Below are 315 nucleotides of genomic sequence, written 5' to 3'. Positions count from 1 at the left end.
CCGCAAATAGGTCGAGTCCGGGTGAGAGCGAGCGATCGCTAATTGAGGAGCGAGCGGAATGACCGGTATTGGCGCATTGTGCCGTTTCGGAACGGATGTTCAGGGGCCTAGAGCACGTCCTGTTTAATCCGGTTCATATCCTGCGGCTTTGAAGTAATTGGCGCATTCGGCTGGGGTGAAGAGGTCGACGACCGCGCCGACCACGTCCCACAGAGCCTTGATGGTTCTCTCGGCCTTTGCTCGCAGCAGCGCCTTGAGTTTGGCGAAGGCGTTCTCAATCGGATTGAAGTCCGGACTGTAGGGCGGCAGGTAGAG

Annotated in this window: 1 protein-coding gene; it reads right to left on the bottom strand. The window is 58.1% G+C overall.

The genetic code is table 11. From position 1 onward, the window contains the following. Window positions 1-123: 123 nt before the first annotated feature. Window positions 124-315, bottom strand: a 192-nt coding sequence (locus EN804_RS36000) for a transposase (RefSeq protein WP_189602218.1), incomplete at its 5' end; no start/stop codon positions are given.

This window comes from Mesorhizobium sp. M8A.F.Ca.ET.161.01.1.1 (assembly GCF_004792105.1).
Classification (GTDB): domain Bacteria; phylum Pseudomonadota; class Alphaproteobacteria; order Rhizobiales; family Rhizobiaceae; genus Mesorhizobium.
The sequence above is the reverse complement of the archived record's forward strand: the minus strand, read 5'-3'. Positions and strand labels throughout refer to the sequence as shown.